Source organism: Streptomyces sp. NPDC101225 (assembly GCF_044767585.1).
In the GTDB taxonomy this organism is placed as follows: domain Bacteria; phylum Actinomycetota; class Actinomycetes; order Streptomycetales; family Streptomycetaceae; genus Streptomyces.
This window is the reverse complement of record NZ_JBIWOE010000011.1, coordinates 1-23,549: the sequence shown is the minus strand read 5'-3', so window position 1 is coordinate 23,549 and position 23,549 is coordinate 1. Positions and strand designations below refer to the sequence as shown.

General features: G+C 70.6%; 23 protein-coding genes. 15 read left to right on the top strand and 8 right to left on the bottom strand.

Translation table 11 applies throughout. The features are described from left to right. Nucleotides 1-122: 122 nt before the first annotated feature. Together ACIRPX_RS17835 and ACIRPX_RS17830 are read left to right on the top strand one after the other, a co-directional pair. Complete coding sequence (locus ACIRPX_RS17835) at nt 123-3,017, top strand: type 2 lanthipeptide synthetase LanM family protein (RefSeq protein WP_404194945.1); 2,895 nt, start codon at nt 123-125, stop codon at nt 3,015-3,017. Nucleotides 3,018-3,070: 53 nt separating this feature from the next. Continuing rightward, nucleotides 3,071-3,265 carry a hypothetical protein gene (locus tag ACIRPX_RS17830; protein WP_404194942.1) on the top strand — a complete coding sequence of 65 codons (195 nt, stop codon included), beginning with the start codon at nt 3,071-3,073 and terminating at the stop codon, nt 3,263-3,265. A gap of 237 nt (nt 3,266-3,502) precedes the next feature. On the opposite strand, the gene ACIRPX_RS17825 is transcribed toward ACIRPX_RS17830, so the two are convergent. Then, entirely contained in the window at nt 3,503-5,377 is a 1,875-nt protein-coding gene (locus tag ACIRPX_RS17825; protein ID WP_404194939.1) for a hypothetical protein, read from the bottom strand. 281 nt (nt 5,378-5,658) lie between these two features. On the opposite strand from ACIRPX_RS17825, the gene ACIRPX_RS17820 reads away from it, so the two are divergent. From ACIRPX_RS17820 to ACIRPX_RS17795, 6 genes are all read left to right on the top strand, one after another. Continuing rightward, entirely contained in the window at nt 5,659-6,684 is a 1,026-nt protein-coding gene (locus tag ACIRPX_RS17820; RefSeq protein WP_404194936.1) for a LacI family DNA-binding transcriptional regulator, read from the top strand. Between the two features lie 117 nt (nt 6,685-6,801). Then, on the top strand, nt 6,802-8,397 hold the full coding sequence (locus ACIRPX_RS17815) for an FAD-dependent oxidoreductase (RefSeq protein ID WP_404194933.1): 1,596 nt from the start codon (nt 6,802-6,804) through the stop codon (nt 8,395-8,397). A 17-nt stretch (nt 8,398-8,414) separates the two neighbouring features. After that, nucleotides 8,415-9,680, top strand: coding sequence for an ABC transporter substrate-binding protein (locus tag ACIRPX_RS17810; protein WP_404194930.1), 1,266 nt, complete (start codon nt 8,415-8,417; stop codon nt 9,678-9,680). Between the two features lie 7 nt (nt 9,681-9,687). After that, nucleotides 9,688-10,644 (top strand): carbohydrate ABC transporter permease, encoded by a 957-nt coding sequence (locus tag ACIRPX_RS17805; RefSeq protein WP_404194928.1) that lies wholly within the window; start codon nt 9,688-9,690, stop codon nt 10,642-10,644. Continuing rightward, nucleotides 10,634-11,473, top strand: a complete 840-nt coding sequence (locus ACIRPX_RS17800) for a carbohydrate ABC transporter permease (protein ID WP_404194924.1) — start codon at nt 10,634-10,636, stop codon at nt 11,471-11,473. The genes ACIRPX_RS17805 and ACIRPX_RS17800 overlap by 11 nt, the downstream gene beginning before the upstream one ends. Nucleotides 11,474-11,897: 424 nt before the next feature. After that, entirely contained in the window at nt 11,898-13,340 is a 1,443-nt protein-coding gene (locus ACIRPX_RS17795; protein ID WP_404194922.1) for an MFS transporter, read from the top strand. 173 nt (nt 13,341-13,513) lie between these two features. Here ACIRPX_RS17795 and ACIRPX_RS17790 read toward each other — a convergent pair whose 3' ends face one another. Together ACIRPX_RS17790 and lgt are read right to left on the bottom strand one after the other, a co-directional pair. Next, on the bottom strand, nt 13,514-14,344 hold the full coding sequence (locus ACIRPX_RS17790) for a phosphatase PAP2 family protein (RefSeq protein ID WP_404194919.1): 831 nt from the start codon (nt 14,342-14,344) through the stop codon (nt 13,514-13,516). After that, nucleotides 14,341-15,231 (bottom strand): prolipoprotein diacylglyceryl transferase, encoded by an 891-nt coding sequence (lgt, locus tag ACIRPX_RS17785; RefSeq protein WP_404194916.1) that lies wholly within the window; start codon nt 15,229-15,231, stop codon nt 14,341-14,343. The genes ACIRPX_RS17790 and lgt overlap by 4 nt, the downstream gene beginning before the upstream one ends. Before the next feature lie 168 nt (nt 15,232-15,399). On the opposite strand from lgt, the gene ACIRPX_RS17780 reads away from it, so the two are divergent. Next, nucleotides 15,400-15,906, top strand: coding sequence for a MarR family winged helix-turn-helix transcriptional regulator (locus ACIRPX_RS17780; RefSeq protein ID WP_404194913.1), 507 nt, complete (start codon nt 15,400-15,402; stop codon nt 15,904-15,906). A 59-nt stretch (nt 15,907-15,965) separates the two neighbouring features. Here the strand turns inward: ACIRPX_RS17780 and ACIRPX_RS17775 are convergent, their stop codons facing one another. Together ACIRPX_RS17775 and ACIRPX_RS17770 are read right to left on the bottom strand one after the other, a co-directional pair. Next, nucleotides 15,966-16,175 carry a hypothetical protein gene (locus ACIRPX_RS17775; RefSeq protein ID WP_404194910.1) on the bottom strand — a complete coding sequence of 70 codons (210 nt, stop codon included), beginning with the start codon at nt 16,173-16,175 and terminating at the stop codon, nt 15,966-15,968. A 444-nt stretch (nt 16,176-16,619) separates the two neighbouring features. Next, the gene (locus ACIRPX_RS17770) at nt 16,620-17,024 is read right to left on the bottom strand and encodes a DUF302 domain-containing protein (RefSeq protein ID WP_404194907.1); all 405 of its coding nucleotides are present in this window, start codon (nt 17,022-17,024) and stop codon (nt 16,620-16,622) included. A gap of 177 nt (nt 17,025-17,201) precedes the next feature. On the opposite strand from ACIRPX_RS17770, the gene ACIRPX_RS17765 reads away from it, so the two are divergent. The 3 genes from ACIRPX_RS17765 (at nt 17,202) to ACIRPX_RS17755 (ending at nt 19,768) form a co-directional block, all read left to right on the top strand. After that, nucleotides 17,202-18,566 carry a rhodanese-like domain-containing protein gene (locus ACIRPX_RS17765; RefSeq protein WP_404195402.1) on the top strand — a complete coding sequence of 455 codons (1,365 nt, stop codon included), beginning with the start codon at nt 17,202-17,204 and terminating at the stop codon, nt 18,564-18,566. A gap of 69 nt (nt 18,567-18,635) precedes the next feature. Then, entirely contained in the window at nt 18,636-19,025 is a 390-nt protein-coding gene (locus ACIRPX_RS17760; protein ID WP_404194904.1) for a rhodanese-like domain-containing protein, read from the top strand. Continuing rightward, nucleotides 19,022-19,768 (top strand): sulfite exporter TauE/SafE family protein, encoded by a 747-nt coding sequence (locus ACIRPX_RS17755; RefSeq protein ID WP_404194902.1) that lies wholly within the window; start codon nt 19,022-19,024, stop codon nt 19,766-19,768. The genes ACIRPX_RS17760 and ACIRPX_RS17755 overlap by 4 nt, the downstream gene beginning before the upstream one ends. A 19-nt stretch (nt 19,769-19,787) precedes the next feature. On the opposite strand, the gene ACIRPX_RS17750 is transcribed toward ACIRPX_RS17755, so the two are convergent. Then, entirely contained in the window at nt 19,788-20,075 is a 288-nt protein-coding gene (locus ACIRPX_RS17750) for a metal-sensitive transcriptional regulator (protein WP_404194899.1), read from the bottom strand. An 82-nt stretch (nt 20,076-20,157) separates the two neighbouring features. On the opposite strand from ACIRPX_RS17750, the gene ACIRPX_RS17745 reads away from it, so the two are divergent. After that, nucleotides 20,158-20,745, top strand: coding sequence for a rhodanese-like domain-containing protein (locus ACIRPX_RS17745; protein ID WP_404194897.1), 588 nt, complete (start codon nt 20,158-20,160; stop codon nt 20,743-20,745). Nucleotides 20,746-20,792: 47 nt separating this feature from the next. Here the strand turns inward: ACIRPX_RS17745 and trxA are convergent, their stop codons facing one another. Both trxA and ACIRPX_RS17735 read right to left on the bottom strand, forming a co-directional pair. Continuing rightward, nucleotides 20,793-21,164 (bottom strand): thioredoxin, encoded by a 372-nt coding sequence (gene trxA / locus ACIRPX_RS17740; RefSeq protein WP_404194895.1) that lies wholly within the window; start codon nt 21,162-21,164, stop codon nt 20,793-20,795. 255 nt (nt 21,165-21,419) lie between these two features. Further along, entirely contained in the window at nt 21,420-21,872 is a 453-nt protein-coding gene (locus tag ACIRPX_RS17735) for an OsmC family protein (protein ID WP_404194893.1), read from the bottom strand. Nucleotides 21,873-22,148: 276 nt separating this feature from the next. Here ACIRPX_RS17735 and ACIRPX_RS17730 point away from each other — a divergent pair, with 276 nt between their 5' ends. Further along, nucleotides 22,149-23,390 carry an NAD(P)/FAD-dependent oxidoreductase gene (locus ACIRPX_RS17730; RefSeq protein WP_404194891.1) on the top strand — a complete coding sequence of 414 codons (1,242 nt, stop codon included), beginning with the start codon at nt 22,149-22,151 and terminating at the stop codon, nt 23,388-23,390. A gap of 16 nt (nt 23,391-23,406) precedes the next feature. Next, on the top strand, nt 23,407-23,549 hold a 143-nt coding region (locus tag ACIRPX_RS17725), incomplete at its 3' end, for a TusE/DsrC/DsvC family sulfur relay protein (protein WP_404195399.1).

Here is a 23,549-nt window from a genome sequence, read left to right as displayed (position 1 = left end):
ACGAGCCGGATGAGGAACACCCCGGCGCGAGACCGTGACGAGACCCGGCGGATGCCGTCACATACGAATCTGGGGGGCGAATACCCATGCCGGGCCGGAACGCGATGGGCATGCTCTGATCCGTGACCAACCGAACGGACCGGCGTGACGACCACGACCACCCGACCATGCCCGAGCGGCCAGAGGGAGACCACGAGGCGTTCCTCGCCCTCGCGCTCTCCCTGGCCCCGGACACCGACGCTCCGCCACCACCGGGCGACACGGGCACGGTCGGCGAACTGGCGCACCCCTTCCGGCCGTTCATGACCGCGGCGCGACAACGAGCCCTGCAGCGGCCGGAGTCCGAATCCGTCGACCTGGCCGCGGTCTGGCAGGACGTGGCGGACACCCTTGCCGAGCGGCTGGCCCGCCTTGCCGGACGCGTCCTGGCCGGCGAACTGGCCGCGGCCCGCACCAAGGGCACACTGCGAGGCACCACCGGACCGGAGCGCTACCGGTCCTTCCTCGGCGGCCTCGCCCGCCGCGACCGGCTGGCCGAACTCCTCAGCTGCTACCCGGTGCTGGCCGTCCTGCTCGCCCGGGAATGCCTCACCACCGTCGCCGCGCTCCAGGAACTCCTCGACCGATTCGCCGCCGACCGGCGGGGGCTGGCCGACGACATCCTGCCCACGGCCCGGACCGCCCGCCTGGTCGGCGTCGAGCCGGGCCGCGGGGACCGGCACGCCGGAGGGCGAACCGTCGTCGTGCTGCGGTTCGCCGACGGAGAGCGGCTCGTCTACAAGCCCCGGCCACTCGGTCTGCACCAGTGCTGGAACGCGCTGCTGGACTGGTTTCGAGAGGTCCTGCCCGAGTCGGCACCACGAGGCGTGAGGATTCTGCCCCGCGAGGACTACGGCTGGGCCGAGTTCATTCCCGCGACCCCCTGCGCCGACGGGGCCGAGGTGGAGGCCTTCTACCGTCGGCAGGGCGCGCTGCTGGCGCTCTGCTATGCCATCGACGCGGTCGATCTGCACTGCGAGAACCTCATCGCCTGCGCCGACCAGCCCGTCGTCGTCGACGTCGAGACACTCTTCCACCCGTCCTGGCGCCCGCGCACCGACCACGGAGACGATCCCGCGCTGGGCGCACTGAACGACTCCGTGGCCCGCACCGGGCTGCTGCCCTGGCTGATGGACACAGAGGCGGGCCACGTGGACATCTCCGCGTTCGGTGCGGGCCGGGGCGGCTCCGACTCGCTGCTGGTACCGGACTGGGCCGACCTCGGCACCGACACGATGCGGGTCGCGCGGCGCCGCGTGCCCTACACGGGCGCCGCGAACCGCCCGGTCCTCGACGGCCGACCGGTCGACCCACTGGACTTCGCGAAGCATCTGCACACCGGCTTCGCGGCCGGCTACCGCGCGGTGCTGCACCACGCCGACGAACTGACCGGCCCCGGCGGAGTGCTGGAGCGCTTCGCGGGAGCGCCGATGCGCGTCGTGGTGCGCCCCACCCACGTCTACGCCTCGATGCTCGAGGAGGCCACGGAACCGAAACGGCTCACCGGCCCGGACGACCGCGCCGCCGCCTTCGCGGGCCTCGACACCGAGACCGGACGCGCGCACCTGCGGGAACTGGCGGTGCACGAGCGGGCGGACCTCATCGCGGGGGACGTCCCGCTGTTCACCGGTACGACCGACGCGCGCACCCTGCGGACCGCACACGGCGCCTTGGTGCCCGTCACCCTCGAGGCGAGCGGCCTCGCCACCGCTCTCGACAAGATCCGCCGCATGAGCGAGACCGATCTGCGGCGCCAGAAGTGGCTGATCTCGGCGGCGCTGGCCACCAAGAACACACAGGGCGCGCCGCGCGCCGGAGCACCCTGGCCCCGCCCGGCGGCGGCCCAGCCCCTGGACCGCACCCGGCTGCTGGCCCTGGCCTGCCGGATCGGCGACGAGCTGATCGCCACGTCCCTGCGAAACGCCGACAGGACCAACTGGATCGGCCTGGAACTGCAGGACGGATCCCAGTGGACGGTGCAGCAGTCCGGAGCGGGCCTGGCCGAGGGCTACCCGGGACCCGCGCTGTTCCTGGCCCAGCTGGGCCGCCTCACCGGGATAGACCGGTACACCTCGGTGGCCGCGCACGCCGCCGCGGCCCTGCTGGGCCTGGTAGGAGGACTCGCGCGCCATCCCGGCCTGGCCCGCCAGGTCGGCCCCGGAGGCTTCTTCGGGCTCGGCGGAATCTGCTACGCACTGGCCCGCCTGGCGAACCTCCTGGAGGACACCCGGCTACGGGACTGCGTTCCTGCGGCCCTCACCGCCCTGGCCTCCTCACTCACCGAGAACGAGATCGAGAACGAGGCCGAGCCGGGCCTGGGGCTCGGCTCGGCCGGCGGACTCGCCGCACTGCGCGCCGTGCACGCCGAGACGGGGGAGCGGCGCGCCGCCGAACTCGCCGAGTCGATCGCCGGGCGACTTGCCCGCCGTGACGCCCCGGACGGCGGGGACGGCGGATTCCTGCACGGGGACGCCGGCATCCGCTGGGCCACCGGACGGGAGCCGGCACCGCGCCGCCCCCGAGATGAGACCGGGGACGAGCGCGGGGACCTGAGCTGGAGCACGGGGCTGGCGGGTGCCGCACTCGCCGCGGCCGGGCAACCCGGTGGTGAGCCCGTGGTACGGCGGTTCCTCACCGCCGCGACGGAACGGACGCCGCTGCGTGACCAGTCCCTGTGCCATGGCGAACTGGGTGTCATCGACACGCTCGTCGAACTGGAGCAGGCCGGGTACGAGGAGGCCCGCCGCCTGTGGAGGATGTCCGGCAGCTGGCTGCTCGGCGCTGTCGAACAGTACGGAGTCCGATGTGGCACGGCGGGCGAGGTGACGACCCCGGGCCTCCTGTACGGCACGTCCGGGATCGGCTACGGCCTGCTGCGGTTGGGGTTCCCCACAGAGGTCCCCTCGGTCCTCCTACTGAGGCCCGCCCCGACCGGAACCGACCGGCCGCAGACTCCCACTGACCCACTGACCCACTGACCCACTGATACCGACCCGACCCACACACAGAAACACCGAGAGGGGAACACAGGATGCAGGAGCAGGGACAGGACTTCGAGGAACTGGAGCCGGGGAACGAGTCCGGAACCGAGTCGCAGAGAGCCACCGATGGCAAGGACACGCGTGCACGCCGGGCGAAGATCCTGGCCGGCCTGACCGTGGGCACTCTGGTCATCACCGCGGTGGCCGTCGGCGACCCCACCCCGACCATGGCCAGCTGGGCCTGACCTCTCACTCGGCCCTCCTACCGGACGGGCGACGCGCCGGCCCGCGATCACGGCCCGCGTCGCCCGTCCGGTCCGTTCGACGCCTCCAGCATGACGTTTCCCCGTTGTCTCGCACCGGGCAATCGTCGTGCCGCGAGGTCGAGGAGTGCGAGTTGAGCCGGCTCAGCAGCAACCGTCCTCGTCGGCGCGGACGCAGAAGGCGCCGGTGCTGGCCTCCTGCGCGGTCAGCCAGTCGCGTCAGTAGGCGAGTCTGATGCTGATGTCGATCGTGCCGGCGTGCGGGACCTTCAGGATGTGCATGCGTCGGGTGCCGCCCAGGTAGGTGACCGAGGCGGCGGCGATGGTGGCCGGGTGGGGTGTACCCCAGCGGATGTGTACGACGCCCGGGCCGCGGTGCAGATCGATGCCGGTTGCGGTGGCGGATGCCGAGCCGCCCCAGGGCACGGTGGTGCCGTCGGAGAAGACGACCCGGTCGGACTCCTTGAGGATCAGCGGCATGGTCTCTGTCGCGGACGAGGTGGCCCGCACCGAGCGCTCCACCAGGCCGTTGCCGACCCTCACATCGGTGACGACCGTTCCGGTCGGGGTGGAGAAGCGGAAGGCGTACGGCTTGCCGCCGAAGAACTGGCCGGTCTGCGGGCCGTCGGAGTCCGGGTTCTGGCCGGGGAGCACGGTGGACCACACGCCGTAGTCGTTGTTGTTCAGGGACTGGATGAGTGTGCCCGCCGTCGGGTGCCAGAGGAAGGCAAGTCCGGTGCGCGCGAGTGTGGTTGGCCGGGCGCCGAGGTAGGCGCCGAGGTAGACGTTGGGGCGCCGGACGTAGAGGAAGTCCTGGCCGTGGTCCGTGCGGTGCTCGGTGAAGTTCTTCGAGGCGATGTACGGCACGGCCGCGAGGGCCGCGCTCTTCGCCTGCCTGGTCGGGTAGCGCTCGCCGTAGATCGAGTGGCTGAGGATCCGCGGGGAGGTGTCCTTCTTGACCAGGCCCCGCACGGGCGAGGCGTCCGCGGCCCAGGCGTTGCGGGCTGCGGCGAGGTCCTCGCGAGCGGACAGGAACGCTCCCAGTGCCGGCACCGCGGGGACGAACTGGGCGTTGAGCGCGGTGCGTTCGGGGTCGGGGCGGGTGTCGGCGTAGGCGAGGGTGCTGGTCCGGGTGGACGGTGCGATGTTGCTGAACCAGCCGGAGCCGTCGGGTTCGCGGAGCAGGTTGTAGCCGAGCCAGTCCGTGTACTTCCCGGCCATCGTCACCAGGCGGTTGTTGCCCGACTGGCGCCAGGCGTCGGCCAGTTCGGGCAGCATCACCTCGAAGTTGTAGTTCATGTCCACTCCGCCCTTCTCGTAGAAGAAGCCGGCCGGACTCTGCCCGTTGCCCTCCAGGCGGGCGAAGGCGCTGGTCAGTTGTGCGCTCAGGTCCGCGTCGGGGTTGGTTCTGAGTGCCAGCGACGATCCCGCGAGCCCTGCGGTGACTTGGTTCGCGTAGTGGATCGGGGTCTGCCACACGCCGTCGTTGGACGGGTTGAGAAGCCAGGTCATCGCGGAGTGCAGGGCCTGGGCGATCTGGGTGCGCCGGGCCGGCAGCAGGTTCGCCTGCTTGAGCAGGACGTGGGTCTTGCTGAGGTAGCCGAGCGCGAAGCCGGTGGCGGGCAGGGAGTGCTCGCCGGCGCTGTACTCCGACCACGAGCCGTCGGAGTGCTGGAGGCTCAGATAGTGGCCGAGTGACGCGTCCAGGCCCGCCAGCAGAGCCGCGTCGCCCGCATACGGGTTCCAGGAGCGGGCGTTGGTGAGGAACCAGGTCAGTGTGTAGACGTGTTCCTGCACTCGGGCGTTGTACGGCGCCGACGGTGTACGCCACCATCCGCCGCCCATGAAACCGAAAGTCGAGGAGTCGCTGCCGTCGATGTCGTTCACCATCGCGGCGAGGCTCACGAGATAGGGGGCGAAACGCTGTTCCTCGGGGGCGAAGTCACGGCGGTGAGGTGCGCCCGCGGGCAGGGGCGTCAGGTTCGGGAGGCTGCCCGTTGCCAGGGCGCGGGGTGCGGGCAGGGTGGCGGCGAGGCCTGCGGCCCCGGCGGCGGTCAGCAGGGCGCGGCGCGACAGGGAGGTTCCGTACTTCACGAGGCGGCTCCTGGGCGGTGAATGCGTCAGCGGTGAGTGAGGGAGGCGGTGAGTCGAGCGGCGGCGGTGATGGCCGCCGACGGTGTGTGACTGGACGGAGATGTCCGTCGACGATCGGCCACGCTCGCCTCATCCGGAGCCGCCGTCAAGGTGCTAATGCGAATTACTACAGGGATTTGTTGTCGCGGTCGCACCTCTTGACGGGCTCGTGCCGCGCGCTCTACGGTCCGTTCACCTGACAGGCAATGCGTATTAGCACCATCGGTGAGGGGCGATCACTCATGAGCCAGGCTCCAGGAAGGCTCACTCAGCGTGACATCGCCCGGCTTGCGGGCGTCAGTCAGACCACGGTCTCGCTGGTGCTCAACAACCGGGGGGACGCCGGCGCGCGGATCGCCCCCGAGACGCGGGACCGGGTCCTGCAGGTGATCCGGGAGACCGGGTACGCGGCGGACCCGCTGGCCCGCCGGATGCTCAAGCAGCTCAACCAGATCCTCGGCGTGTTCACCTACGAACCGGTCTTCCCCAGCACCAGCGCCGACTTCTACCACCCCTTCCTGCGCGGGATCGAGGAGAGCGCGGAGCGCAGCGGCTGCGATCTGCTGCTGTTCACCTCGGCACCGGTGCGCGACGGGCAGCGGCGGATCTTCCACGAGAACAACCGGCTGCGGGTCGCGGACGGCTGTGTCCTGCTGGGACGTGAGATTCCGTCGACCGAGCTCAGCAGGCTGGTGGCGGAGGACTATCCGTTCGTCTGCGTGGGCCGCCGCGACGACGCCGACGGCCGGCAGGTGCCGTACGTGGGTGCCGACTACGTGAACGCGACGGCCCAACTCGTCGATCGGGCCCGCGCGTTGGGCCACCGGCGCTTCGCCTTCGTGGGTCCCGGCACGGGGGCGGAGTCCTCCGCGGACCGCCTCGCGGGCTTCCGCCGGGCGGCCGGGGCCGAGGCGCCGTTTCTCTCCGTCGACACACCGGACCCGGCCGAGCGGCTGGCCAGGCTCCTGGAGGCAGGCGTCACCGCGGTGTTCGCGGAGGTGGCGGCCGAGGCGGTGGCTCTTGCGCAGGCCGCCGCGGCACAAGGGCTCTCAGTGCCGGGCGACTTGTCGATGGTCACCCTGGGCGACCCGACCATCCCCGTCCACTCCTCCCTGGACTTCACCGGATTCCACATCCCCCGGCCGCAGATGGGGCAGCAGGCGGTGGAGCTGCTCGTCGACGTACTGCACGGACAGACGTCCGCCACTCAGCGGCTGCTCGACTGCCGGCTGACACGGGGGGAGACCCTCGGGCCGCCGGCCTCGTGACGCCTCGGCCCGTTGCACGACGCCTCTTTGAGTAACGCCCTTCGAACACGGCCCCTTTGAACACAGCCCCCTTGAGCAACGCCCCTTTGAGCAACGCCCCTTTCAGCAAGGAGACCCATGCACGCGGACGTCCTCGTGGTCGGTGGCGGCACCGGCGGTGTCGCGGCAGCGCTCGGTGCGCTGCGTGCCGGCCGGAGTGTGATCCTCACGGAGGAGTACGACTGGCTGGGTGGTCAGCTCACCAGCCAGGCCGTGCCGCCGGATGAGCACACCTGGATCGAGCAGTTCGGCGCCACCGCCTCCTACCGGGCGCTGCGCGACGGTATCCGCGACTACTACCGGCGCCACTACCCCCTGACAACGCAGGCCCGCACCCGCCGTGAGCTCAACCCCGGCGCGGGCTGGGTGAGTCGGCTGTGCCACGAACCGCGCGTGGGTGTCGCCGTCATCGACGCGATGCTCGCCCCGTACCGCGGCAGCGGCCTGCTCACCGTCCTGCAGCCTTGTCGCCCCGTGGCCGCGGCCACGGACGGCGACCGCGTGACCGCCGTGACCCTCGCCCACCGTGACAGCGGCGAGCAGCTCACCGCCACCGCCGCCTACGTCCTCGACGCGACCGAGACCGGCGAACTGCTGCCGCTCACCGGCACCGAGTACGTCACCGGCTTCGAGGCGCAGAGCGACACCGGCGAGCCCTCCGCCCCGGAGACCGCGCAGCCGCTGAACATGCAGGCCGTCTCCTACTGCTTCGCCCTCGACCACGTCGACGGCGACCACACCATCGACTGCCCCGCCTCCTACGACTTCTGGCGCTCCTACCGGCCCTCCTTCTGGGGCGCCCCGCTGCTGTCCTGGTCCGCCCCGCACCCGCGCACCCTGGAAGTCGTCGAACGCGGCTTCACCCCCAACCCCGGCGACGACCCCGCCGACGTCGTCGCCGACCAGCGGGTCAGCGGCGGCGACATGAATCTGTGGACCTTCCGGCGCATCGCCGCCCGCGGCAACTTCGTCCCCGGCGCGTACCCAAGCGACATCACCCTCGTCAACTGGCCGATGATCGACTACTGGGAGGGCCCGGTCATCGACGTGCCCGATGCCCAGGATCATCTCGCCGCCGCGAAGGAGCTGTCGTACTCACTCCTGTACTGGATGCAGACCGAGGCCCCGCGTGCCGACGGCGGCACCGGCTTTCCCGGGCTGCGGCTGCGCGGCGACATCACCGGGGGAGCGGACGGCCTCGCACAGGCGCCCTACATCCGCGAATCCCGCCGTATCCGCGCCGAGTACACGATCGTCGAGCAGGATCTCTCCCTCGATGCGCGCGGCGGCAAGGGGGCCGTGAACTACCCGGACTCGGTCGGCATCGGCATGTACCGCCTCGATCTGCACCCCTCCACCGGCGGCGACACCTACATCGACGTCCCCTCCAGCCCGTTCGAGATACCACTCGGCGCGCTGATACCGACCCGGATGGAGAACCTGCTTCCCGCCGGCAAGAACCTCGGCACCACCCACATCACCAACGGCTGTTACCGACTGCACCCCGTGGAGTGGAACATCGGCGAGGTCGCCGGACTGCTCGCGGCCCACTGCGTCGAGCACAACCTCACCCCCCGCGGCGTACGCAACACCCCTGACCGGCTCGAGACGTTCCAGCATCTGCTTCGCGCCCACGGCGTCGAACTGCGCTGGCCCGACATCAGTGGCTACTGACCAGGAGAGACACCCGCATGCACACCCAACGACAGCATGGCTCAAGGAAGTTCGCCGCCCTGGCCGCCACCGGACTTCTCGCCCTGACCGCCTGCGGTGGCGGTGACGGCGGTAGTTCCGACGGCGGGCCCGTGAACCTGCGGATGACGGTCTGGTCGGGCGCTCCGGAGCATCTGAAGCTGCTCAACGGCATCGCCGACGCGTACCGCAAGACCCACCCCGAGGTGAAGTCCATCAAGTTCGACGTCCTCCCGGTGGAGAACTACACCGAGACCCTCACCACCCAGATGGCGGGCGGCAAGGCCCCCGACCTGGCGTGGATATTCGAGAACTCCGCCCTGGACTTCGTGTCCTCGGGCGCCCTGAAGGAGGTCAAGGACGACCCCGACGTACTGCCCGCCGCGAAGAAGATCTGGCAGCAGGACGGCAAGCTCTACGCCTACCCCTTCTCCACCTCGCCCTTCGGTGTCTTCGTCAACCTGGACATGCTGAAGAAGGCCGGCCAGCCGAGCCCCGCCGAGCTGATCAAGCAGGGCAGGTGGACCTGGGACGAGGTCGACAAGATGGGCGCCGCCGTCCACTCCAAGACCGGCAAGACGGGCATGGTGATCCGCGACTTCGACTACAAGGCCTGGGACAACCTCGCGACCTACTGGGACGGTTGGGGCGCCCAGGCATGGTCCGCCGACGGCAGGACCTGCGGTTTCGACAAGCCGCAGATGGTCGAGGCGATGACCGGCCTGCACAAGGCGATCTTCGACGACGGGGCCATGCTCGCCCCGGGCACGACCGCCGACTTCTTCGCCGGCGAGTCCGCCATGACCGTCACACAGATGAGCCGGGCCTCCCTTCTCACGGACAAGTTCACGTGGGACTTCGTCCCGCTGCCCGAAGGGCCCAAGGGGAAGTACGCCGTGATCGGCCAGGCCGGCATCGCGGTGCTCGCCAAGAGCAAGCACGCCGACGCCGCGGCCGGCTTCCAGGCGTTCATGACCAACAAGGAGAACTCCGCGAAGCTCGGCGCGTACTTCCCGCAGGCCCGCAGCTCCCAGCTGAACGCCGCGACGCTCGCCAAGAGCAACGCCAAGCTCAGCGAGAAGCAGCTGGCCGACGTCGTCATCGACGGCATCAAGAACGGCAAGGTCAAGCCCGTCCACATCGGCCAGGCCGAGATCTACGCGGCCGTACGCTCCGGTCTCGATGCGCTGTGGAAGCCGGACGCCGACGTACAGAAGGTCCTGACGGGGGTCTGCAACTCCATCAAGCCGCAGCTGGAGCAGTGACGGTGCCATGAAGACCCTCGACCGACCCCGCACCACGGCCGCCGCCGGTCCGCCGGGCGACCGCCATCGCGCCGGGAAGCCCTTCTGGACCTCCCGGCGCCGGGACCAGCTGGCCGGCTACCTGTTCATCGCCCCGCAACTGGTCGGCACCGTCGTCTTCGTGCTGATCCCGCTCGGCCTGGTCGTCTGGTACAGCTTCCATGAGTGGAACGTGCTGGCCGGCACCTTCCACTCGGTCGGCACGGACAACTACCGCAAGCTGCTCGACGATTCGAAGCTGCCGGGCGTGCTGCGGGCCACCGCCTACTTCTCCGTCGGCCTGGTCGTCCTCAACCTCTCTCTCGCGCTGGCCCTGGCCGTACTCCTCAACCAGAAGCTGCGCGGCAGCGTCGTCTTCCGCACCCTGTTCTTCTCACCGGTCGTCGTCTCGCTGGTCGCCTGGACCATCGTGTGGGGCTTTCTGCTGCAGAAGAACGGCGGCATCAACGCCGGCCTCGACCTGATCGGCGTCCAGGGGCCCAACTGGCTGCGCAGTGAAGGCACGTCGATGCTGTCGGCCATCGTCGTGCAGTGCTTCAAGAACGTCGGCCTGAACATGGTGCTGTTCCTGGCCGCACTCCAGGGGGTGCCGCGCGAGCTGTACGAGGCGGCGACCGTGGACGGTGCCGGACGGTGGCGGCAGTTCTGGCGGATCACGGTGCCCCTGATCAGTCCCACCATCCTGCTCACCTCCATCATCACGGTCGTCGGCTCGCTCCAGGTCTTCGCGCAGATCGCCGTCCTCACCCAGGGCGGCCCGTCCGGCTCCACCACCGTGCTCGTCTACTACCTCTACCAACAGGCGTTCAACTTCCACCACTTCGGCTACGGGGCGACGCTCTCGGTCCTGCTGTTCCTGATCGTGCTCGTGCTGACCGTCATCCAGTGGCAGATGCGCAGGAAGTGGGTGTTCCATGAGTCATAAGCTGTCCACCCGCGCCAAACTGCTGCTCTACGGCATCCTGATCGTGCTGTGCGTGCCGTTCGTCTTCCCCACCTGGTGGATGGCGACGTCCTCGCTGAAGCCGGCCGGTGACATCTTCGCCTTCCCGCCGAAGCTGTTCCCGGACAACCCCCACCTCGACGCGTATCGCAAGGTGTTCGAGCTCCAGCCGTTCGGCCAGCAGTACTTCAACAGCATGTACATCGCGATCGTGGTGACCCTGGGGACGCTCGCGGTCTCGTCGCTGGCCGGATACGGCTTCGCCCGCATCCGCTTCCCCGGGCAGAACATCCTGTTCCTCGTGGTCCTCACCGGTCTGCTGATCCCCAGCGAGGTCACCATCGTCCCGCTGTTCCAGATGTTCCACGACTGGGGGATGATCGACACCCACTGGCCGCTGATCCTGGTGCCGGTCCTCGGCGCTCCGAGCGTCCTGGCGACCTTCATCATGCGGCAGTTCTTCATCGCGCTGCCGCATGAACTGGAGGAGGCCGCGCGGATGGACGGCCTGGGCCGCTTCGCCATCTACTGGCGCATCGCCCTGCCACTGGCCCGCCCCGCGCTGTCCGCGGTCGCCATCTTCACCTTCCTGCACAGCTGGAACCTCTATCTGGAACCGGTCGTCTACCTCTCCACACCGGACATGTTCACCCTCCCGCAGGCCCTCACGCAGTACGTCGACGCCTACGGAGGGCCCATGTGGAACGTCCAACTGGCCGCCGCTTCCCTGACCGCGCTGCCGGTGGTCGCGGTGTTCGTCTTCGCCCAGCGGCAGTTCGTGGAGGGACTCGCGCACACGGGACTGAAATGACCGTCCCTCGCTTACTGATTCCCCATGTGGTTGCCAACGCCTCGCTCGGCCCAATGTGCCGTTCCTCCACCTCGCTGGCGCGCAGGCGCAGCTCAGGAGCGGGTTGAGGGGCGCGGTGGCAGGCGGCGCGGAGAGTGATCGCTGATGCGGCGCCTCTTGACCTGCGTGGATGGCGGGAACGGAGCTGGCCTGTTGGCCCGTGGCTGGTCCGGATCTTGGAATGACGGGCCGCCGACCGGCGACCCGGTGATCTGCCTCCAGAAGACGCCCGCCACGAGAGCAGGTCCGCAGAGGTACGGGAACGCAGGGCCGACCCTGCGGCGGTCGCTGTTGGAGGTCTTGAGCTGGCCTTGCCGCGGGACCGAGATGGAACGGTAGCAGAATCATTCGGTGACCGATATATTGTGAAGGCATGGTCACCCGCATGAGTCCGCATCCCTCCAGGAAGCGCTGGTCCGCCGTGTTCACCGCTGAGCGGGCCCGGCCGGAGGGGATACGTTCGCGGCCGAACGCCTGGTGGCTGGCGGTGGGCACCGTCTGCTTCGGCGCCTTCATGGGGCAGCTGGACGCCAGCATCGTCACGCTGACCTATGGCAGCCTGCGCACCGAGTTCCACACCTCGCTGGCAGCTGTGGAATGGGTGTCGCTGGCGTATCTGCTGGCGTTGGTGGCGCTGCTGGTGCCGGCCGGGCGGGTGTCCGACGCACACGGGCGCAAACTGCTGTATCTGTACGGGTTCGCCGTGTTCACCCTGGCCTCCGCCGCGTGCGGGCTCGCCCCGTCCCTGGGGGCTCTGGTCCTGTTCCGGGTGGTGCAGGCGGCCGGGGCGGCGATGATGCAGGCCAACAGCGTGGCACTGGTGACCACCAGTGCTCCGCGTGAGCGGATGCGCAGGGCGCTCGGAGTGCAGGCCGCCGCGCAGGCGCTCGGGCTGGCGCTGGGCCCGACGGTGGGCGGGGCGCTGGTGTCGATGCTGGGCTGGCGCTGGGTGTTCTGGGTGAACGTTCCGGTGGGCGTTCTCGCGCTGGTGGGCGGGCACTATCTGTTGCCGCGCACGCGGGCCCGCACGACAGCGGCGCGGTTCGACTGGAGCGGACTCGGGCTGCTCACCATGGCGACCACGGGTGCCCTGATGGGCGTGTCTGCGGCTTCCGGGCTGGCGGTGCCCGGCTGGGGCGTGGCCGTGCTGTTCGCGGTGGCGGCCGTGGCGGGTCGGGGGTTCGTGCGGCGGCAGCAGTGTGCTGCTGCACCGCTGCTGGACCTGAACCTGTTGCGCGTTCCGGCGGTGGCGTTCGGGCTGGTCGGGGCGCTGAGTGGATATCTGGTGCTGTTCGGGCCGCTGGTCCTGGTACCGGTCGTGCTGACCGCGCGGGGCTCCTCGGAGCTGACCGCGGGGCTCGTGCTCACGGCGTTGCCCGCCGGGTTCGCGCTGGCGGCGACCGGCGGCGACCGCCTGTTGCCGCGCGGGCTTGCGGACCGCGGGCGATGCCTGGCTGGGGCCGGCGTCTTCACTCTGGCCGTGGCCGGGCTGCTGGTCGTACCCCTGACGATCGCCGGGCTGGTGCCGGTGCTGGCACTGGCCGGGCTGGGCCTGGGCACCTTCACTCCGGCCAACAACGCCATGGTCATGGGGACGATCCCGGCCCGGTCCTCCGGCACGGGGGGCGGGCTTGTCAACATGACCCGGGGTCTGGGCACGGCGCTGGGCGTCGCCCTGGTCACGCTTGCCCTGCACCTGGTGGGCGGTGGCATACAGGCAGGGGCCCGGTGGGCGGCGGCCGTTCTCGTGGTGGCCTCGGCCGTGGCGGTCGGGGCGGCATGGTTGAGCCCGGGCCGTGATCCGAAGGCGCCGAAACGAATGCCGTGACGATCGGCGTGGAAGGGCCGCAGTGATGATCCGGAGCTCGGCCGAGTGGGTGCGGGATGCCTGGCTGACCGGCTTGGACGCGGCGGTCGTGGTACCGGCGGTGACGAGTCGGTTGTGTTTCAGGCCCGCTGGCCGGCCGCCGTGGCCGGGCTGTGGTTGGTACTGGCGCCGCGTCAGGGCTGGCCGGCGGTCAGGGTGTGCCGCCGCGGCGTGGGGTAGGCCGCGCGGCCGGTGAGCAGTCGCTGGATGAGGAAGCCGGCCGTGAGGGTGGCGGCCCCGGCGGCGGCGTCGGCGACGAAGTGGTTGGCGGTGGCCAGCACGACCGTGAAGGTCACGACGGGGTAGCAGACGCCCAGCACGCGTACCCAGGTGCGACGTGCCAGAAAGGCCAGGGTCAAGCCGGCCCAGGTGGACCACACGATGTGCACCGAGGGCATGGCGGCGTACTGGTTGGACAGTGACGCAACGTCGCCGGAGGCCCAGGAGCCCCAGGTGTGGTGGACGACCTCCGTGTCGATGAACCCCTGCCCGGCCAGGAAGCGGGGTGGTGCCGTGGCACAGAAGGCGAAGCCGATCAGGGCCAGCAGGGTGGCCGTGTAGAGAGCCGTGCGCACGGAACGGTAGCGGCCGGGGCGCCGGACGTAGAGCCACACCAGTACGCCGACGGTGACGATGAAGTGCAGGGTGGCGTAGTAGTAGTTCATCCCCACGATCAGCCAGCCGACGTGGTCCGCGGCGTGGTTGACGGTGAGTTCGATGTTGAGGTGCAGTTCCTGCTCTGCGTGCCAGATGGCGTCCGCGCGGTGCAGGGCGGCGGTGCGATGGGCGGGCACGGCGTTGCGGGTGAGGGTGTAGGCCCAGTACAGCAGTCCGGTGCAGACCAGCTCCGTCCACAGACGGGGCCGGTCCAGAGGGCGCAGCCTCGCGGGCAGCAGCGGATCCGGACGCCACCCGGCACGGGCCTCGCCGATGGTGGCCTGTGTGGCATCAGGAGCCGCGGTCACACTCGCTCCCGGCCGGATGCGTCGTCCGCGATCGACGTCAGCGCGTTCTCCTGATCGTCGCCCGGCGGGTACGGGGCGTCGTCGCCGCTGCTGGGGCGGCGGCTGGTGATCAGGTAGACGAGCGCGCCGGTGAACAGGATCAGGGAGACATAGTCGTTCAGGCGCAGGCCCAGGAAGTGGTTGGCGTGGTCGATGCGCAGCGCCTCGATCCAGGCCCGGCCGGTGGTGTAGGCGAGGACGTAGCACGCGAACAGGCGGCCGCGGCGCCACTTCGTGTGATGGCGGCGGTCGAGCCAGAGCAGGAGTGCCATGACGCCGACGTCCCACAGTGACTCGTACAGGAATGTGGGGTGGTACAGGGCGACGGTGGGGGAGTCGGTGGGGCGGTTGGCCGGGTCGATGTACAGCGCCCAGGGCAGGTGGGTGGGGCGGCCGTACAGCTCCTGGTTGAAGTAGTTGCCCCAGCGGCCGATCGCCTGGGCCACCACCAGCCCGGGCGCGGCGGCGTCGGCGAAGTCGGCCAGTGCGATGCCGCGTCGGCGGCAGCCCAGCCAGGCGCCGACCGCGCCGAGGGCCACCGCGCCGGGGATGCCCAGGCCGCCGTCCCAGATGTACAGGGCGTGCAGGGGCTGCTTGCCGGCGGCGAAGTACAGCTCGGGGTCGGTGAGCACGTGGTAGAGGCGCCCGCCGAGGATGCCGAACGGGACCGCCCAGATGGCGATGTCGGCGATGTCCTCACGCCGCCCGCCCCCCGCATCCCAGCGGCGGCCGGTCAGCCATACGGCGGTGAAGATGCCGGCCAGGATGCACAGCGCGTAGGCGCGGATCGGCAGCGGCCCGAGGTGCCACACGCCCTGGGAGGGGCTGGGAAGGTACGCCAGGTTCAAGGCTCGACCGTTTCTTGCACGCGCGGAACCCGGCCGTGGGCCGGGGCGGATTCACCGACAATACATCGGACACCGAACCTTTTGTGAGGGCACCCGGCAGAGTCGACCAGGTGTCCGGGCCGCGGACGGCGGGACCGTTTCCGTGTACGGCCCGACTACCCTGGCCCCATGTCTGCGCAGCCCCGCTCCGATGTCCCCCTGCCGCGGCCCACCGGCGAGGCGCCGGACGCTCGTCTGCTCACCGAGGCTGTCACCCGGCTGCGCCGCGTGCTGCGCTCATCGATCCGGACCGACTACCCCTGGGAGACCCTGCCCATGGCGCAGGTCGAGCTGCTGCAGGTACTCGGCGAGCACTCCCCGGCCCGCATCAGCGACCTTGCCACCCGCCGACGTCTGGCCCAGAGCACGGTCAGCGGACTGATCGGTCAGATGATGACCGCTGGGCTGGTCGCACGTGATGTTGACCCCGCCGACCGCCGAGCCTCCGTCGTCACCCTCACCGACGCCGGCCGCGAGAAGCTGGCCGCGTGGACCATCGCCCACGAACGCCGCATCGACGTGGCCCTCGCGGCTCTCGACGACGACTCCCGGGCTGCCATCACGCATGCGCTGCCGGCTCTGTTCCAGCTGGCCGAACAGCTCGGCGAGTCGGCCGAAGGCGAGGCTGAACAGTGATCGCCCGGAGCCGTGTCCGCACGTGAGCGTCCCTGGTCCGCGGCTCTTCCGGCTCGTGGTCACCCGCGCTTTCGGAAGGCGAGTGCGTCCGGGGTGTGGCTGAGCCACCACTGGCAGACGTTCCAGTGATTGTCCGTGCCGCCGGCGTCGTCGAACGTCACGACGGCGACGACCGGACCGCTGCATGTCGGGCTCGACGCCGAGTGCATGCTGCACTTCCTGCCGTTGTCCGGCGGAATCTCGTCGATCGCCGTGATGACGGACCTCATGCGGGAAGCGTACGCGACGGTTCGTGCACGGTCCCGGCCAACCACGTCCAACTCGTCTTCGAGTAAGGCGAGTTGAAGCATGATCGGCCTGTTGGTCCTTGGCCCACCCCAGGAACGCCGCGGCTAACCGCTGGTTGGCGAAGCCGTCGCCGACCAGGGTGTGCAGGAGGCCGTTGCTCCGCAGGACGAGCCGTCCGAGTGTCCAGTTCACCGTCTCGGGCGTCGGTGGCTCCAGTCCGTGGACGAGTCGCGCGATCGCGCGCTTGCCGACTGCCTCCGTCGTGTACGTGAGGATGAAGGTGGCCTGGTTACCGCGCAGGTGCGCGTCTCCGGCCGTTCGTCCGCCGGCTCGCGGGTCAGCCGGGCGAGGACGGCTCGACCGCCTGTGTACCCCGCAGCCGGCCCGCGGTCGGTAACGGATGCATGCGCTCGCCCGGTGTTCGTTCAGCTGTCCCCGTCGGCTGCGGTGAGGGAGGCGAGGGCGGCGTCGAGGCGGTGGGTGGCTTCGTCGGCGACGGGGCGCAGGGCGTCGAGTCCGGTGAGGGCCACCATCGTGCCCGGGTCGAGGGCCTGTACGGCGGTGCGGTCGCCGTCGCGGCGGACGACGACGTTGCAGGGCAGCAGCAGGCCGATGGAGCGATCGGTGTCCAGGGCGCGCCGGGCGAGGGGCGGGTTGCAGGCGCCGAGGATGACGTAGTCCTCCATGGCGTGGTCGAGCCTGGCCTTGAGGGTGGCGGTGACGTCGATCTCGGTGAGGATGCCGAAGCCCTGCTCGGCGAGGGCCTCGCGGACGCGGCTGACCGTGGTGGCGAAGTCGGTGTCGAGGTGCACGGTGCGGTCGTAGCGCATGGCAGTGGTCCTTCCGGTCGCCTCGCACGACGCGGACCGGTTGTCCGGGCGTGCGCGAGGTACTCGTGCGGTGTTTCCCGGGGTTTTCCCTAGCCTTGGAAATACCCCCCGGGGTACTCGTGTTACGGTCGTAAGCATACCCCCAGGGGTAATTCTTTCATGGGAAGGGAGTACTTCGTGTTCTTCGTCGACACGATCGAGGTGGCCGGGCTCGGCAACCGCAGTTACCTGGCGGGCGGCGAGCGGACGGCGGTGGCGATCGACCCGCCCCGTGACGTGGACCAGGTGATCGCGGCGGCGGCCCGGCGCGGGGTGCGGATCTCGCACGTCGTCGAGACGCACGTCCACAACGACTACGTCACCGGCGGCCTGGAGCTCGCCCGGCTCACGGGCGCCTGCTACCTCGTTCCCGCCGGCGCCCACGTCTCATTCGACCGCGTGCCGGTGCACGACGGCGATCGCGCGGAGATCGACACCGCAGGGCTGACCCTGCGCGCGCTGGCGACGCCCGGCCACACCCCGCACCACACCTCCTATGCGCTGGAGGAGAACGGCGCGGCGGTCGCGGTGTTCACCGGCGGCTCGCTGCTGATCGGCACGGTGGGCCGCCCGGACCTGGTCGAACCGCGGCTGACGGAGCAGCTGGCCCGGGCGCAGCACGCCTCCGCGCACCGCCTGGCCGCCGAGCTGCCCGACGACACGGCCGTGCTGCCCACGCACGGATTCGGCAGCTTCTGCTCGTCCTCCCAGGCGGAGGGCAGCGACACGACCATCGGCAAGGAGAAGGAGTCCAACGAGGCCCTCACCCGGGACGTGGACACCTTCGTCGCCGACCTGCTGGCCGGCCTGGACGACATCCCCGCCTACTACACGCACATGGGCCCTGCCAACACGGCCGGACCCGCGCCCGTCGATCTGACCCCGCCCGCCGTCGCCGACGCCGAGGAGATCGCCGCCCGCCTGGCGGCGGGGGAGTGGGTGGTGGACCTGCGCAATCGCATCGCGTTCGCCGAAGGTCATGTCTCCGGCTCGTTCAACTTCGAGGCGGAAGGGCAGCTCGCCACCTATCTCGCCTGGCTGATCCCGTGGGGCAAGCCGGTCACGCTGCTCGCCGCGTCACCCGAGCAGCTCGCCACCGCCCAGCGCGAGCTGGTCCGCGTGGGCATCGACCGCCCCGCCGCCGCGGCCACCGGCCAACCCGGCGACTGGGTCCGGGAGGGGGAGGCCCAGGCGTCCTTCGCGCGCGCCACGTTCGTCGATCTCGCCGGCCGGCACTCGGCGGAGGGTGTCGTCGTCCTCGACGTCCGGCGCGGCTCGGAGCGGTCGGCCGGATACCTCGAGGGCTCGGTCCACATCCCGGTCCACGCGCTGCACCGCCGCCTCGGGGAGGTCCCCGACGGTGAGGTGTGGGTGCACTGCGCGGGCGGCATGCGGGCCGCCATCGCCGCCTCGCTGCTGGACGCCGCAGGCCGGGATGTCGTCGCCGTGGACGACTCGTTCGATGAGGCCGAGAAGGCGGGACTCACCGTCCGGACCCCCTGACGGCATCGGATGCCGCAGACGTCCCACCGATCTTCCGTACCGACCAGGAAACAGGAGCGAGAAATCCGTATGAGCATCTTCCGACGAGACCGGGGCGGTCCGGGCCGCGTGACCGTGCAGGAGGCGGCCGCGCGCACCGGCGACGGCAATGCCGCCGCCGGCGGCGGTGACGCCGTGCTGCTGGATGTGCGCGAGCCGTACGAGTGGCAGGCGGGGCACGCGCCGCGCGCCGTGCATCTGCCGCTGTCCGCGCTGGCCGCCGGGGCGGGGCTGCCCGCCCGGGCGCAGGCGCGGCCCCTGGTCGTGATCTGCCGTTCCGGCAACCGCTCCCGGCGGGCCGCGGAACTGCTGGTCACCCGCGGCGCGCAGGCCGTGGACGTGATCGGTGGGATGCGGGACTGGGCCGAGGCGGGTCTGCCGGTGGTGGACGCACGCGGTGGGAACGGCACGGTCGCGTGAGCGCAGTCATACTCGCCCTGGCCGCCGGCGCGGTGATAGGCCTGGCGCTGGGCGCGCTCGGGGGCGGTGGCAGTGTGCTGGCCGTCCCCGCCCTGATCTATCTGCTCGGCTTCAGTCCGGTCGGGGCGACGACCGCGAGTCTGGTCATCGTCACGCTCACCTCGGTCACCGCGCTGGTCGCGCACGCCCGCGACGGGAACGTGCGCTGGCGTACGGGGCTGCTGTTCGCTGCGGCCGGGATCGGCCCGGCGATGCTGGGCGGCGCGCTCTCCGCCCGTATCCCGGCGGCCGTGCTGACGGCGGCCTTCGCCGTGGTCGCGGGAGTGGCCGCGTTGCGCATGCTGCGTTCCCGGGCGGCTGCGGAGGGTGCCGTGAGGGTGCGGCCGGTGCGGGTGGCGGCCGCCGGTGCCGGGCTCGGCGCGGTCACCGGAGTCCTCGGCGTGGGCGGTGGCTTCCTCGCCGTACCGGCGCTGGTGAGCGTGCTGGGGATGAGAATTCGGAACGCGGTGGGTACCAGCCTGCTGGTCATCACCGTCAACTCACTGGCCGCGCTCGCGACGCGTGCCGGTACGGTCGAGGGGCTGGACTGGGCGGTCGTCGGGCCGTTCGTCGGGGCCGCGATCCTCGGCGCCTGGGACGGCAAGCGGTTGGCCAGGAAGATCTCGGGACACGCGCTTCAGCGGATCTTCGCGGTGGTGCTGCTGGCCGTGGCGGCCTTCATGCTGATCGACGCGGTGCTGTGACGGCCGCCGCGGCGAGTCCTCAGGCCAGCGACAGGAACAGCCGTTCCAGCCGGGTGCGCACCGCGTCCGTGTCGTCACCGTTCTTGCGGCCGGAATCGATGTCGGTCAGGCACTGCTGCAGGCCCGTCGCGATGATCGCGAAACCGGCACGGTCGAGCGCGCGGGAGGCTGCGGCGAGCTGCGTGACGACGTCCTCGCAGTCGCGTCCCTCCTCGATCATCCGGATCACACCGGAGATCTGACCCTGCGCGCGGCGCAGCCGGTTCAGCACGGCCCTCAGTTCCGCACCCGCAAGTTCAAGTTCCACGATCACTCCTCGAAAAAATACCCCTAGGGGTACTGTACGTCCCGTTTCGGGACGGCGTCGACCATTAAGGATCACATCTGCCATGAGCAACTCCCCGGCCCCTGTCGCCTTCGGCATCGACCAGGCCCGCACCCGGCTGCACGAGTTCACCGTCATCGATGTGCGCACGCCCGCCGAGTACGCCTCCGGCCACCTGCCCGGCGCGCTGAACATCCCCCTCGACCACGTCCGGCGGGCCCTGCCGGAGATACGGCACGCCGCCGGACGCGGTGACGTCCTGGTCGTGTGCGCCTCCGGAGCCCGCTCCGAGAACGCCTGCAAGCTCCTGGCCGAACAGGGCGTCACCACGGCCACGCTCGCCGGCGGCACCGGAGCCTGGGCCGCCGAGGGGCACGACCTGCACACACCGGCCGCCTGCGACACCAGGGCAGGCTGGAGCATGGAGCGCCAGGTCCGCTTCACCGCCGGCAGCCTGGTCCTGCTCGGCCTGCTCCTCGGCCTGCTCGTGCATCCGGCACTCCTGCTGCTCTCGGCCGGCGTCGCGGGCGGCCTGGTCTTCTCCGCTCTCACGAACACCTGCGGCATGGCGGCCGTGCTCGGCAAGCTGCCCCACAACCGCCCCCGCGCGGCCGATCTCGACGCCGCTCTGGCCGCTCTGCGCGGCCGCTGAACCCGCGTTCCAGGGCGCTCATGGAGACTCCATGGGCGCCCTGGATGTCAGTTCGCTCCCGTCGGGCCCGCGGCGGTCTTCCGGCTCACCTCGTCCATGTCGACGGCCCGGATCTTGCCGATGAGCTCCTCCAGGGCCTGCGGCGGCAGCGCGCCCGGTTGCGAGTACAGGACGGTCCGGTCGCGGACGGCCATGAGAGTGGGGATGGAGGAGATCTGGAAGGCGCCCGCCAGTTCGGGCTGTGCCTCGGTGTCGACCTTGCCGAAGACGATGTCCGGGTGGCGCTGGGCCGCCTTCTCGTAGACGGGGCCGAACATCCGGCACGGCCCGCACCAGGCCGCCCAGAAGTCGATCAGTACGATCTCCGAACCGGTGACGGTCTCCTCGAAGTTGTCCTTGGTCAGTTCCACGGTCGGCATGGCTTCCGCGCTCCTCTCGGATACCCGGCGGGGTATTCAGGTACACGGTTCAACCGATGCCGGGCCGGGTTTGTTCCACACAGACGGGTGGCCGCGGGAACCAGCGCAGAAGTCCAGCGAGCGGCCGGACGCGGTGCAGTCGGCGTAGACGAGCCGTTTCGGACCGTAGGGGCCCCTCCAGCACCTCGTCGTCCCGGATGAGCCCGCCCCGGATGCGCTCCAGCAGTGCCGATGCGGCCGGTGCCAGGGACGTGCTCATGGCTCCAGCTCGATCTCGATCTCGGGCGGCTGATGGAGGGTGTTGTGTACCGTGCAGCGCGAGGCCACGGCCAGCAGGGCCGCCCGGCGTCGCTCGGGCAGCCCCGGTGGCGGGATGACCACGACGCGCAGGGAGGCGACCCGGGCGGGGCGGTCGGTGGCCATGGTGAATTCCGTACGGACGCGCAGGCCGGTCTGGGGCAGGCCGTGCCGGTGGAGATAGCGGCCCGCGTAGAAGGCGACGCACGTGGCCAGGGACGCGGCGAACAGCTCGGTGGGGGTGGGCGCGGTGTCCGTGCCGCCGGCCTCGAAGGGCTGGTCGACCTGGAGATGGTGCCCGCGGATGTCCACGGTGTAGGCATCCCGATCGACGTGGGCGACCTCGAAACTGTGCACGTCCATGGACGGTGGCCGGTTCGTGCTCAGGGTGTGTGGTGTGCTGCCGGTCATGGCCGGGCCCTTCTCGCCGGTGTCGACTGCTGACGGATCCCAGTCGACCGCGCACCCTGCGACGAATCGAGAGGCCGACAGGGTGCGCCCCGGGCCGTTCGGCCCTCGTGGGAGCTGGCGTGGTGATATACGCTGCCGGGTATTTTCCCAGGGGGTTCGCGGCGGTTGAGGGGCCGCATGGCCGACGGAGCGGGGCGAAGACATACCCGGGTGGGTACTCGGATGGGGACTTGCGGCCCATGCCCCGCCCTCACCTCCCCGCACGACAGTGGGGTCATGGGTAAACACATCGTGATTCTCGGCGGCGGAACCGCCGGTACCATGACGGCCAACCGCCTGCGCCGCACGTACGACGCGGGCGAGTACCGGATCACGGTCGTCGACCAGCACGACGACCACCTCTATCAGCCGGGGTTGCTGTTCGTGCCGTTCGGGCTCGCCCAGCCGCACCACCTCGTCCGGTCCCGTCCCCGGCAGCTGAACGCCGCCGTCGACTACAAGCAGGCGCGGATCGAGCGGGTCGACCTCGACGCGCGGACGGTGCATCTCGCCGGCGGCATCCGGCTGGGCTACGACGTGCTCGTGGTCGCCACCGGGGCGACGCTGCTGCCGGAGGAGACCGAGGGGCTGACTGGCCCCGGCTGGGGCGAGAACGTCTTCACCTTCTACGACCTGCGCGGCGCGACCGCCCTGCACGACGCGATGGAGCGGTTCGACGGCGGCCGTATCGTCATCGACGTGGCGGACCTGCCGGTCAAGTGCCCCGTGGCGCCGCTGGAGTTCGCCTTCCTCGCCGACTGGTACTTCCAGCGGCGCGGCATCCGCGACCGGGTCGAGCTGACCTACGCCACCCCGCTGGACGCGGCCTTCACCAAGCCGATCGCGGCGAAGGCGCTGGGCGGTCTGCTGGCGGACAAGGGCATCGAGCTGGTCACCGAGTTCACGCTCGGCGAGGTCGACGGCGAAGGTGGCCGGCTGGTGTCGTACGACGGGCGCGAGGTGCCCTTCGACCTGGCGGCGGTCGTGCCGCTGCACGGCGGAGCCGAATACGTCGAGCGCTCCCCGGGCCTCGGCGACGAGCTCGGCTTCGTCCCCGTCGACCCCCACACTCTTCAACATCCCGACTTCTCCGAGGTGTTCGCGATCGGGGACGCGGCGGGCCTGCCCGCCTCCAAGGCCGGTTCGGTGGCCCACTTCGAGGGCGAGGTGCTGGTGCACAACATCGGCCGCTTCCTCGCCGGGCAGCCGCTCGAAGCCACTTTCGACGGGCATGCCAACTGCTTCGTCGAGACGGGTTTCCACAAGGCGCTGCTGATCGACTTCAACTACGACACCGAGCCGCTGCCCGGCCACTTCCCGGGCCCGGTGGGCCTGCCGCTGATGAAGGAGTCGCACGCCGCCCATCTCGGCAAGCTCGCCTTCGAGTGGCTGTACTGGCACAGCCTGCTGCCCGGCCGGGAGATGCCCGGCATCGGCTCGGCGATGCCCACGCGCGGCAAGCAGCACGTCCACGCCTGAACGAAGGAGAGCAGTCATGCCCACAGTCACCTACGGCGAGAGTGCCGTGCCCGTCGACGACGAGGGCTTCTTCACCGACCCGGCCCGGTGGACCGAGCCGATGGCCGAGCAGATCGCCCGCGAGAGCGGCATCGAGGCGCTGACCGACCGGCACTGGAC